Genomic DNA, 11,868 nt, shown 5'->3' on the forward strand with positions numbered 1-11,868 from the left:
CTCCGGGGGACGAGTGCGCGGGAGAAGGCCTCCGGGAAGTATGTGCCCCGGCTGTCCCGCCCGGCGGACGCGGCATCCTCGGCACCGCCCGGCCGGCACGCCGGTAACGGGACCGGCCGGCGGTGGACCGTACGAGGGCACCGGTCCGGCGGGCCGCCGGCGCGGGGCGGTGGTCCGCAGGGCCGGCCACCGCCCCCGGGGCGCTCCGGCCGCCGGGACGCTCAGCCGTCCGGGTGCTGGAGGTGGGTCGTCGTGGAGCGCCACAGCCGGACCGCGGGGGACGGCCCGGGGACCGCCCGGTGCTTGCCCCGCCCGGGACCGGTGCGCTGCTCGGGCACGGCGCCCTGCGGCGCGAGCCCGGTGTGCAGGGCGAGGAAGGTCAGGATGTCGGCCTCCAGGGCCGACGACGTCGTGCCGTGCGGCGCGTGGTGGTCGCGGCGCATCAGGACCGGGGGGCCGGTGGTCGCGTGCTGCAGGGCCGCGCACATCTTGCGTACGTGCTCCGCGCCGGTGTGCTCGTCGTCGGCCGACCCGCACAGCAGCGTGGCCGGGTAGCGGACACCGGGGGTGACGCGGTGGTACGGGGACAGTTCCAGGAGCGCGGCGGTCCTGCGCGGGCCGGCGGGTGTGCCGTACTCCTGGATCCAGGTGCTGCCCAGGCCGAAGCGGTCGTAGCGCAGCATGTCGGTCAACGGGCCGTTGACCGACACGGCCGCGTACAGGTCGGGGCGGCGCGTGACGGCGGCGGTGACCAGCAGACCGCCGTTGGACCCGCCGAACGCCGCCAGCCGGGTCCGGTCCGTCCAGCCCTCCCTGATCAGCCACTCCGCCGCGTCGTTGAGGTCGTCGGCCGCGCGGGCCCGGCCGAACGGGCCGCTGCCCGCCTCGTGCCAGGCCCGGCCGCCCTCGCCGCCGCCCCGGACACAGGCGACCGCGAACACCCCGCCCGCCGTGGCCCACGCGTACGCCATCGGGCGGTAGCTCGGTCTCATCAGCACCCCGAATCCGCCGTATCCCGTGATCATGAGCGGGCGCGGGCCGTCGTCGGCGTCTCCCCGGCTGAGCAGGAAGAGGGTGACCGGGACACTGTCGCTCGCCCAGTAGGTGAACTGGCGGGTCGCCAGTCCCGTGCGCACCGAGGGTGCGACGGTGTGGACCGCCGGCGCGTACGCCGTATCCGGGGGCGGGTCGGCGGGCACGTCGGCCGGTACGACGGGGGCCGGACTCTCCGACCACTCCTGCCAGAGGAAGACCGTGCCGGTGGTGGCGTCGTAGCAGTACACCCGGGGCGGGGTACCGAAGTCGGAGTACGTGAACCAGGCGCGCGGCCCGCCGGACGGGTCGGCGCGCAACGCCGTGACCGTGCCCGTCCCGGGCAGCGGCACCTCGGCCATCTCCTGACCGTCCGTCGCGTTGTGCACCGTCAGCCGGCTCACCGCCGCCGACGTACGCAGCACCAGCAGTACCGGGGCGGCCAGTGACGCGTGGTGCAGCATCGCGCTGTCACCGAGGACGGCTCTCGGGTGTTCGGGCACCAGCTCCCGCCACTGGTCGGCGCCGTGGCGGGGGCTCAGCGGCCCGGCGGAGGCGAGGATCCGCCCGCGCGGGGCCAGGTGGTCGGTGTGCATCCTGGCCGTGCCGTCCGGGTGCAGGCGCACGGAGGCGAGCGCGGCGCCCTGCGTGCCGTTCACGATCTTGTGCCAGCTGGGCCGTGCGGGGTCCTCGGGGGAGACCGAGGCGAGCCACAGGTCGTTCCCGGACGCGGCGCCGGTGACGACGGAGACGATCAGGCGCCTGCCGTCGGGGGCGATGGTCAGTCCGAAGTGCGTGGCGCGGCCCACCGTGTTGCCGAACACCTCCTCGTCCTCGGCGGCCGGGCGGCCGATCCGGTGCAGCCTGACCCGCAGCGGGTCGTCCGCCGCCTCGGAGCCGGACACGTAGTAGAAGGCGCCGGCGCCGGGGAGCCAGGCGACGGGGGAGTGGCGCAGGCCGGGGATCGGCTCACCGAGCGGGCCGCTGCCGTCCGCCGCGTACACCAGCAGGACGGTGGTGTGCCCGCCGTCGGGCGCGAACTGGCAGGCCACCCGGTCGCCCTCCCACGACGGGCGCCACAGGGCGAGGCGGGTGCGGCCGCCGAGATCCGCCGCCGGGTCCGCCACCAGGTACTCGCGGGGCTGGTCCCACGCGTCGGGTTCCGCCGCGAAGAGCTGGGCCTGCCCCTGGCCCGGCAGCAGGCGTTCGGTGAAGGACCGCCGCCCCCGGCTGACCGGTGCGGACATCCGGAACGGCGCCGCGGCGTCGGCCAGCGCGCGGTTCCACGCCTCACGGTCGATCCAGGTCGCCCGGTGCGCGCCGAACAGCGCGTCCTGCCGGGCGGCCCAGGTCCGCGTCCTGGAGCTGTCGGGCGCTTCGAGCCAGCGGTAGGGATCGGGGACCTGGCAGCCGTGGATCTCCTCCACGAGCAACTGGCGGTAGGCGTCGGGGGGACGGAACGCGTCGTCGGAGCGGGATGCGCACATCGGTGGCGGCCTTGGCCTCTCGGTCGAAGAAATGGGGGAGCCGACGAGGGGCGCGAGCGACGCCGGGAGGCCCACGCCACCCGCCGCGCCGCGCCACCACGCCGCGGGAACCGGACCCGCCAGGGGCGGACAGGTCGTCAGTTCTGGTCACCCTCGTAGACGTCGGCGATCCACCGGGGCACCGAGGCGTCTGAGACCGGGCCGTCGTGCGGGCTCCAGTCGTCCGCCGGAAGAAGCATCTCTTCTCTCCCTTTATCACTGAACAGCCGGACATCACCGGCTTGGACACAACACTGCCCAACGGTCACCTGGAGTAACGCGAAGTAACCTGGGAGCGTGAAAAGGAAGTTCGTCATACCGGGCGGCGGCCGCTGACCGCCCGGTGGCGGAGGGGAAGGCTACCCGGCCGGCGGCCGCTCAGTGCCGCTGTGCGTAGGCGGCGAACCGTTCCAGCAGGCCGCTCGGCGCGTCCTCGCGGAAGCAGAGAACGAGGTTGTCCGCCGACTCCCTTGCCGACGCCTCGCTGCGCACGAACAACTCGGCCTCGTACGCGGTGAGTCCGGCCTCCGTGTCCCGCGGGTGCGCGGCCAGGCACTCGGCGAGGCGGGCACCGTCCAGCATCGCGAGGTTGGCGCCCTCCCCGGCGAACGGGGACATCAGGTGCGCGGCGTCCCCGAGTAGCGTGACGCCCGGCACCCGCGGCCAGCGGTGCTCCACCGGCAGTGCGTGGACCGGACGCGGGACCAGGTCGCCGTCGGCGTCCGTGACCAGAGCCCGCAGGCGCGCGTCCCAGCCGGTGAAGTGGCCGAGCAGCGCCGCCTTCGCGGCGCCCGGGTCGCGGAAGTCGACGCCCGGGGCCCAGTCCTGCGGGACCACGAGCGCCGCGTACACGTGCAGGCTTCCGTCGCTCTCGCGGTGGGCGAGGAAGCCCTTGCCGGCACCGAGCGCGAACAGCATGCCGCCCCCGACCACCGCCGCGGCCGCCGGGTGGCGGGCGTCGGCGTCCCGCAGGTCGAACTCCACGAACGACACACCCGTGTACGCGGGTACGGCATCCGAGAGCAGCGGACGGATCCGCGACCACGCGCCGTCGGCGCCGACGAGCAGATCGGCGGTGAACACGGAGCCGTCGGCGAGGGTCACCTCGTGGACGCCGGAGGCGAGCCGCCGCGCCCCCGTGACCTTGGCGCCCCAGCGGATCATGCCCTCGGGCAGCGAGCCGAGCAGCAGGTCGCGCAGGTGGCCGCGGTCGACCTCGGGCCGGGTGCCGTCACCGTCGTCCTTCTGATCCATGCGAACGGACCCGTGCCGGTCGAGGACCCGCATGGCCTCACCGCCGGGGTGGACGAGCTCGCGGAACGCGTCGTGCAGACCGGCGGCGCGCAGGGCGAACTGACCGGAGTCCTCATGGATGTCGAGCATGCCGCCCTGGCCCCGGGCGTCCGGGGACGCCTCCAGGTCGTGGAGCGCGACGTCGATGCCGTGCGTGTGCAGGACGCGGGCCAGGGTGAGACCGCCCAGCCCGGCGCCGACGACGGCGACGCGGTGATGGGGCGGCGGGGGAGCGGACGCCGTGGGGTGAGCGGGATCCGTGTGATCGGCCGGGTGGTGGGAACTCATGCGGGGTCTCCCGTGGGTGCGGACGCCGCGGAGGGCGTCGGGGTGTGCAGGATGCCGTTGATCAGCGCGTCGAATCCCCAGGCGAGCCGCTCGCGCGGGGCGCCGGACAGGAGGTGGGGCGCGGCGGCGGCGAGGTGGGGGTGCGTACGGTCCGACAGGCCGTCCACCACGCGGGTGAGCGTGTCCCAGTCCCCCTCCGCCTCGGGCGAGCGGTCGCGGGTGGCCTGCTCGGCGGCGGTCGCCGTGGCGTACTGGGTCAGCAGGTCCACCCCCCAGGCGGCGCGGTCACGCGGCACGCGGCCCTCGTCCAGCAGGCCGAGCAGCGTCTCGATCAGCCGCAGGTAGTGCTCGCCGCTGGGGCGGGCCGTGAGCGCGGAGCGGGCGAGCCCCGGATGGGCGAACAGCGTCTCGACGTACGAGGTGAGCACGGCGTGCAGCCGGGCCCGCCAGTCGCCGGCGGCCGGCGCCGGTGCGACCGTGCCGAGCAGTTCGTCCAGGAGCGCCGCGTGCAGTTCGGCCGTGTTGCTCACGTAGACGTAGAGCGAGGCGGGTCCGGTGTCGAGTTCCTGTGCCAGGCGGCGCATGGTCACCTTGGCCAGGCCCTCGGCCCGCATGACCTCCAGGGCGGTGGCCACGATGCCCGGCCGGGTCAGCGCCGGCTTGGCGGGGCGCTCGCGGCGGCTGGGGGATCCTTCGGGGTGCGCTGTCATGGCCTCAGCGTAACGAACATGTTCGTTACGAACAAGGTCGTAGCGAACATGTTCGTTACGACCTGATGTGCTGCAGGGCCGGCTGCCCCCTGGGCCCGCTCCCGGCCGCGTCCCCCGCGCTTGCCGGGAAGCCGGGCGGCTGGCCAGGATGACCGCCATGCCGGCCGCCGAAACCGCGTTCACCCCGTCCATCCCGTTCACCGCATCCGACGGGGCACCGCTCGCCCGGCACGAGCGGGGCGAGGCCCGGGGCGAACCGCTGCTCTGCCTGCCTGCCTGCGTGCCTGCCTGTCGGGCGGGCCCATGCGGGCGTCCGCTGCCCGGACAGCCCCGTTACGCCTTCGGGTTCAGCGCGATCACACCGGACAGTCGTGGTTCGGTGTCGCTGCGCTCCTGTGATCCCGGCGTCGCCCAGGCGATCGATCCCGGGCTCCTGAGCGACGAGCGCGACCTGACGACCATGGTCGCGGCGGCCCGCACGGCCCGGGCGATCGCCGCCGCCCCCGCGCCGACGCCTGGCGCGGGCACGAGGCGCTGCCCGGCCCGTCCGTCGCGACGAACGACCAACTCCGCTCCTGGCTCCGACAGAAGACCTCGACCTACTTCCACCCGGTCGGCACCTGCCGCATGGGCGGCGTCACGGACGCCCGCCTCCGCGTGCACGGCCTTGACGGCGTACGTGTGGTGGACGCATCCGTCATGCCGTCCATCCCCGCCGCCAACCCCCACCCCACCGTCCTCGCGGTGGCGGAACGGGAGGCGGAACTTATCGTCGCCGACCACTTCTGAACCTCTGAGGGCACGGGTGGGCACAGGTGGGCGCGAGGGCGCCTCGCGAAGCGGCGGGTGTGCGGTACGGCCTGCGTCAGCGGCGGGACATGTAGAGGTCGAGGGCCCTGTGCAGGAGCTTGTTGAGCGGGAAGTCCCACTCGCCGAGGTATTCCACGGCCTCACCGCCGGAGCCGACTTTGAACCGGAGGAGGCCCAGCAGGTGGTTGCTCTCCTCCAAGGTGTCGGTGATGCCGCGGAAGTCGTAGATGCCCGCGCCGAGTTCATGGGCGTCGGACATCATCCGCCACTGGATCGCGTTGTTCGGCTGGACCTCGCGCTTCCGGTCGGTGGAGGCGCCATAGGAGTACCAGGCGTGCTCACCGACAGTCAGCATGGTGGCCGCCGCGAGCACGTCACCCTCGTGGTGGGCGAGGTAGAGCCGCATACGGTCGGGGTCCTCCGCCGTCAGTACGGTCCACATGCGCTGGAAGTAGGCCTGGGGGCGCGGGATGAAGCGGTCACGTCGGGCGGTCTCCACGTAGAGGTGGTAGAAGACGGGCAGATCGTCGTACCCCCCGAGGACGACCTTGACGCCTGCTTTCTCGGCCTTCTTGATGTTGCGGCGCCACTGCTGGTTGAGTCCGAGCCGGATGTCCTCCAGCGAGCGGCCGGCGAACGGGACGTGGAACACATAGCGCGGCTGACCGGCGGCGAAGCTGTCCTCATTGCCGGGCTCGGTCTGCTGCCAGCCCATCCCCCGGAGCCGGTCGGCGACGTCGAAGGCGCCTGGCTCGTGTGCGGTGGCCTTCACGTCACGCAGGTGTCCGGCCCGCGGGTCGGCGATCGCGGCCTTGACCGCCTCCGCGCTCCAGCGGCGGGTGACGACGGGCGGCCCCATCTTCACGGAGAAAGCGCCCTGGGCCTTCAGATAGGTGAGCATCGGCTCCAGCCACTGCTCAAGATCCGGTGCGTGCCAGTCGATGACCGGCCCTTCGGGCAGATAGGCGAGGTACCGCTTGAGCTTCGGCAACGGCCGGAACAGCACCAGCCCCACACCGGCGAGACGGTCGTTCTCGTCGATCCAGCCCAGACTCTCCGCCCGCCAGTCCGGCTTCACATCGCCCCAGGACGGAACCTGCATGTGACTGGCCGAGGGCAGCGCCATGATGAAGGCGAGATGCTCCTCACGGGTGATCGCCTTGAGGCGGAAACTCATGAGCGGTGCTCCTTTGCTCGACGCGTCAGCCTACTGAAGGGCGCTGCCGCGCATCGGCCCCGACCGCGCGGGCTCCTCGGGCCGGGCACTCCACCGCGCGTGTCGTGCCGGACCGTGGGTACGACCCCGCTTGAAAGCGGTGCTCGCCCGCCAGGTGTTGGAGAATTCGGTCGACGGTGTGCTTCCGCTTCTTCCCGGTCTGAAGGTCCTCGTGGAGCATCGCGTCGAAGAAGCCCTTGACCGCTTCCAGGACGCTCGCGCGGGAGTGGTTTTCCGGCCTGAAGGCACCGCGGACGCCCGCGCCTTCGCGGCCGTGTTCCACGACGCCTCGTAGCGCTGAGCCACCATCCGCCCCGGGACGGTCGCCTCCCACCGGGGATCAGGACCGATCCGTTCCACGATCCCCCCACGCGGCCTGTGCACCCACGGACCCCTGGAATGACCGTGACCACCGCAGCACAGCGTGACCGGTCCGACGCCCCGAAGCCCCGATTACGCCATCGGCGGCATGTCACACGCCATCAGCCGGCGCGGCGATCCGTCTCGTCGGTCGGATGCAGGCCACGTGCCCGTGCCCAGCGGCGTGGTCAGGGCACGCGCACGTGCCGCATGCCGCCGACGATCGCGTGCACGCCCCGCTCGTAGTACGCGTCGCCGTTGGGGCAGTCCGCGAGCACGTCGGCGGCCGCGACGACGTGCGGGTACCGGGCCGGGGGCAGCGCCGAGAGCGTCGCCCGCCGGGCGCGGACCGCCGCCTCCCGCTCCTCGGGGTCGACGGGTGCGGCCGGGCCGCCGCCCGGCTCGCTGACCACGAGCGCCCCGAGGGAGCACAGGGCCTGTCCGGCGATCTGTGCCGCGTCCTCCACCGGGAACCCGGCGTTCGCGAGCAGTCCCAGCGCCCGTTCCGCGAGGGTGAGCGCGGGTTCCGAGTCGAGGCCGCGCGTGACCACGAGCGCGGCGACCGCCGGGTGCGGGCGCAGGGCCCGTACGACGGCCGAGAACACGTCCGCCATCTGCGCGTCCCATGGGCGGTCGTCCTGGTAAGGCATCTCGACCTGCTCGAAGAGGCGTGCCGCGAGGGCGTCCAGGACGTCTTCCTTGTCCCGGAAATGGCGGTAGAGCGCCATGGGGGTCACGCCGTGCTCCTGCGCGAGCCGGCGCACGGTCACGGCCTCCAGGCCCTGTGCGTCTGCGATCTCCATGGCCGTGGTGACCAGTGCTTCCTTGCTCAGGCGTGCTGTGGCTGCCATGCCGTCCGACCTTCCGTGGTTCGTTCGCCCCTGCACTGAGTGTACTGTGTAAACCATGAAGTGTACGGCGTATGCATACGTCGCACGCATTCAGCGTACGCATAGGGCGTACGCAGTCGAGGACGGGCGAGATGCCGCGTCCGCCGCGCGGTGGACCTCGTGCCGTGCCGCGGTGGGCGTGCCGCGCCCCTCCCTTCCCTGCCGCTTCCTGAGGACGAGGTGATCGCACCGTGCGACGCAATCCCTGGGCGACTCTGGCCGTCCTGGCCTTCGCGCAGTTCATCGTGGTGCTGGACGTGACGATCGTGAATGTCGCGCTCCCGCACATCCAGACCGACCTGCACTTCTCCCCGGCGAACCTCCCGTGGGTGATCAGTGCGTACACCCTCGTGTTCGGCGGCTTCCTGCTCCTCGGGGGCCGCGCCGCCGACCTGTTGGGCTCGCGTCGCGTGTTCGTCGCGGGCCTCGCACTGTTCGGTGCGACCTCGCTGATCTGCGGGTTCGCCGGATCGCCCGGGGTCCTGATCGCGGCTCGCGCGGTCCAGGGGCTCGGCGCGGCGATCCTGTCGCCGGCCGCCCTGTCGATCCTGACCGTGACCTTTCCGCACGGCCGGGACCGCAACATCGCCATGGGGGTGTGGGGCGGCCTCGCGGGGCTCGGCGGCACCCTCGGTGTGGTGGTCGGCGGCCTGCTGGTGGACGCGCTCGACTGGCGGTGGGTGTTCTTCGTCAACGTCCCCGTCGTCGCGCTGATCATGGCTCTCGCGCCGCGGTTCATCAGCCCCGTGCCGGGCGCGAGCGGCCGGCGCTCCTTCGACGCGGCCGGCGCCGCACTGGGCACGGCGGGAGTGCTCGCCGTCGTCTACGGGGTCGTGCGCGCGGAGCCCGCGGGGTGGGGATCGCTGGAGGTCCTGGGCTTCCTTGTGGGCGGCGTGGCGCTGCTCGCGGCGTTCGTGGCCGTCGAACGCCGGTCCGTGGCGCCGCTGGTGCCGCTGCGCCTTTTCACCTCCCGCGCGCTGTCGACGTCGAGTACGGCGCTGGCTCTCAACGGGGCCTCGTTCCTCGGCATGTTCTACCTGACGTCGCTCTACCTGCAGCAGGTACGCGGTGATTCGGCACTCGACGCGGGACTTCAGTTCCTGCCCATGGGGGCCGCTGCCATCGCGGCTGCCGTGCTCTCCACGCAACTGGTGCACCGGTTCGGCACCAAGCCGGTCCAACTGGCCGGCGCGGTGCTGATGCTCGGCGGCCTCGCACTGCTGATGGGGGCAGGCGCCAGCGGCAGCTACGTCAGCGAACTGCTGCCGGGCCTGGTGCTGTTCGGACTGGGGATCATCACGGTCGGTGTGCCGGCCCAGATCGCGGCCGTCGTGGACGTGCGGAACGAGGAGGCGGGCGCCGCGTCCGGAGTGGTGACGGCCTTCTACCAGGTGGGCGGCGCGCTGGGGCTCGCGATCGTCACCACCCTCTCCCTCTCCGCCACCACGGCGTCACTCGGGTCCGGCTCCTCTCCACAGCAGGCGCTGGTGGACGGGTTCCACCGGGGTCTGCTGATCGCCGGCGTGTTCACACTGATCAACATCGGTGTCTCGCTGATGGCGCCCCGGCTGACTCCCGACGAGAAGCAGATCGCGCAGGCGACGGCGGCGGCCTGACCCCTCCGGCCGGCTCGCGGCCGGAGGCGGCACGGCGTACTGGTCCGCCACCTCCGCCTCCGCCTCCGGTGACCGACCCGCGCCGCCGCGACCGGCGGCGGCAGCCGGGCGCGGCGGCCCTCGCCGGACGAAGCGCCGTCAGTCGTCCTCGGGGTCCTGCTCGAAGGTGGGACAGATGCCCAGCGTGTACGGCTCGTCCTCGTCGTGCGCGAAGTCCCAGGAGACGTCCACCAGGAAGACCTGCTGCGCGCCGACCCGTTCACAGGCTTTCCTGAAGGCCTCCGCGGCCGTCGCGGCGGGGAACAGCTTCCTCGCATGCGATGCACCTGGGTCTCGGCGTCCGATTCGTCGAACCCCTCCGGACGGACGTCCCGGCACGGGCCGGGGCCGGACTTCATGGACCACACCCTTCCATCGGTTGCCGTGTCACATCGGCGGAGGCCGGCCCTTCGCCGACGGCACCCGGGAGGACTGCCCGCCACCCGGCCGGGCTGCCCCGGCGGCCCTCCCGGCGGGCGACCCTCGGCCCGGCCCTTTCCGTCATGCCCCCAGCGCCGCGTCTGGCGACGTCCCGGGCGCCGCGATCCGGCCCGGTGCCCCCACGGGGGCGGAGGTGGGGTCCCCCGTCACCTTGGGTCCCCCGTCACCTTGCCCGGGTTGAACAGGCCGAGCGGGTCCAGCGTGAGCTTGAGCGCGTCCTGCATCGCGCAGACCTCGGGCCCCAGTTCCCCGCGCATGCCGCCGCGCTTGAGCAGCCCGACCCCGTGCTCGCCGGTGACCGTGCCGCCCAGTGCCACCGCCGCCACCAGCAGTTCCTCGAACGCGGCCTGCGCCGCCCGGCGCGCCGTGTCGTCGCCGGGTGCGGTGATCAGCAGCGGATGCAGGTTGCCGTCTCCGGCGTGCGCGATGGTCGCGATCCGTACGCCGTGCCGCGCGCCGATCTCCTCCGTGCGGGCGAGCATCTCGGGGACGGCCGAGAGGGGCACGCACACGTCCTCGGTGAGGACCGGCCCCAGTCGTTCCAGTGCGGGGTAGGCGAGCCGCCGCGCCTCGAACAGCGCCTCCGCCTCCGTGGCGTCCGTGGAGCGCTCCGCCCAGCGGGCGCCGGAGTCGGTGAAGGCCGCGGCGACCGCCTCCGCCTCGTCGAGGCCCGCCTGCCCCGGCGCGTCGAGCCGTGCCAGCAGCAGCGCGTTCGCCTCCGGACCGATTCCGAGATGCTTCCACTCCTCCACGGCCTCCAGGCAGGCGCGGTCGAGGAGTTCGAGCGCGGCGGGCCGCAGTCCGCGCCGCGTGCACAGCGCGACGGCCTCGCCCGCCGTCACCAGGTCGTCGAAGGCCCCGACCACCGTGTGCGGGGCGTCGCGCAGCGCCGGGCGCAGCCTGAGGGTGATCTCGGTGACGACGCCGAGAGTTCCCTCGGAGCCGACGAACAGACCGGCGAGGTCGTACCCGGACACGCCCTTCGTCGTGCGCCGGCCGAGGCGCACCACCGTGCCGTACGCACCCGCGGGGCCGCCCACGACCGCCTGGAGGCCGAGCACGTAGTCGCGCGTGACCCCGTATTTGAGGCAGCACAGGCCGCCCGCGTTGGTCGCCACGTTGCCACCGATCGTGGACCAGGGCGCGCTCGCGGGGTCCGGCGGGTACCACAGGCCGCGCTCGGCCACGGCGGCCTTGAGGTCGTTGTTGACGACGCCCGGCTGGACGACGGCGATCAGGTTCTCCTCGTCGATCTCCAGAACCCGGTTCATACGGGACATGTCGAGGACGAGGCAGCCGTCCGTGGCGTTGGCCCCGCCGGACAGTCCCGTCCCCGCGCCGCGGGGGACCACCGCGACGCCCAAGTCCGCGCAGGCGGCGACGGCCGCCGCCACCTCCGCCGTGGAGGTGGCGCGCAGCGCGGCCAGCGGGCGCCCCGCGGGTGCCCATTCGGCGTCGTCCGCGCTCAGGGAAGCCAGCACATCGGGATCGGTGACGAGTTCGCTGTCCGGGAGCGCCGCGGCGAGGGCTGTACGGGGATCTGCGGTCGTGATGGCGTGCCTCCTCGGTCGTGGCGTGTGTGCGTGGCGTCCCGGCCGCGGTGGTCCGCGCGTCCGGCCGCGCACCCGCGTCCGTGTCCTTTACACC

Annotated in this window: 8 protein-coding genes and 1 pseudogene; 3 read left to right on the top strand and 6 right to left on the bottom strand. The window is 73.3% G+C overall.

Features of this window, described 5'->3' with window-relative positions:
• Positions 1-221: 221 nt before the first annotated feature.
• The 3 genes from OG310_RS30835 to OG310_RS30845 form a co-directional block, all read right to left on the bottom strand.
• A complete protein-coding gene (locus tag OG310_RS30835) occupies positions 222-2,519 on the bottom strand; it encodes a prolyl oligopeptidase family serine peptidase (RefSeq protein ID WP_329459115.1) in 2,298 nt (765 codons plus the stop codon).
• A gap of 417 nt (positions 2,520-2,936) precedes the next feature.
• Positions 2,937-4,139, bottom strand: a complete 1,203-nt coding sequence (locus OG310_RS30840; RefSeq protein ID WP_329459116.1) for an FAD-dependent oxidoreductase — start codon at positions 4,137-4,139, stop codon at positions 2,937-2,939.
• Positions 4,136-4,849, bottom strand: a complete 714-nt coding sequence (locus OG310_RS30845; RefSeq protein ID WP_329459117.1) for a TetR/AcrR family transcriptional regulator — start codon at positions 4,847-4,849, stop codon at positions 4,136-4,138. The genes OG310_RS30840 and OG310_RS30845 overlap by 4 nt, the downstream gene beginning before the upstream one ends.
• 157 nt (positions 4,850-5,006) lie before the next feature.
• Between OG310_RS30845 and OG310_RS38615 the strand changes: the two are divergent.
• Positions 5,007-5,539: pseudogene (locus OG310_RS38615) on the top strand (GMC oxidoreductase); the annotation flags it as partial.
• Positions 5,540-5,714: 175 nt separating this feature from the next.
• Here OG310_RS38615 and OG310_RS30855 read toward each other — a convergent pair.
• A complete protein-coding gene (locus OG310_RS30855) occupies positions 5,715-6,836 on the bottom strand; it encodes a lipid II:glycine glycyltransferase FemX (RefSeq protein WP_329459119.1) in 1,122 nt (373 codons plus the stop codon).
• 130 nt (positions 6,837-6,966) lie between these two features.
• Here OG310_RS30855 and OG310_RS30860 point away from each other — a divergent pair, with 130 nt between their 5' ends.
• The gene (locus OG310_RS30860) at positions 6,967-7,170 is read left to right on the top strand and encodes a hypothetical protein (RefSeq protein WP_329459120.1); all 204 of its coding nucleotides are present in this window, start codon (positions 6,967-6,969) and stop codon (positions 7,168-7,170) included.
• Between the two features lie 253 nt (positions 7,171-7,423).
• On the opposite strand, the gene OG310_RS30865 is transcribed toward OG310_RS30860, so the two are convergent.
• Entirely contained in the window at positions 7,424-8,086 is a 663-nt protein-coding gene (locus tag OG310_RS30865; protein WP_329459121.1) for a TetR/AcrR family transcriptional regulator, read from the bottom strand.
• Between the two features lie 230 nt (positions 8,087-8,316).
• Between OG310_RS30865 and OG310_RS30870 the strand changes: the two genes are divergently transcribed.
• A complete protein-coding gene (locus OG310_RS30870) occupies positions 8,317-9,741 on the top strand; it encodes an MFS transporter (protein ID WP_329459122.1) in 1,425 nt (474 codons plus the stop codon).
• A 626-nt stretch (positions 9,742-10,367) separates the two neighbouring features.
• Here the strand turns inward: OG310_RS30870 and OG310_RS30875 are convergent.
• Positions 10,368-11,774, bottom strand: a complete 1,407-nt coding sequence (locus tag OG310_RS30875; protein ID WP_443078911.1) for an FAD-binding oxidoreductase — start codon at positions 11,772-11,774, stop codon at positions 10,368-10,370.
• Positions 11,775-11,868 lie beyond the last annotated feature (94 nt).

The organism is Streptomyces sp. NBC_01497, assembly GCF_036250695.1.
Classification (GTDB): Bacteria; Actinomycetota; Actinomycetes; order Streptomycetales; family Streptomycetaceae; genus Streptomyces.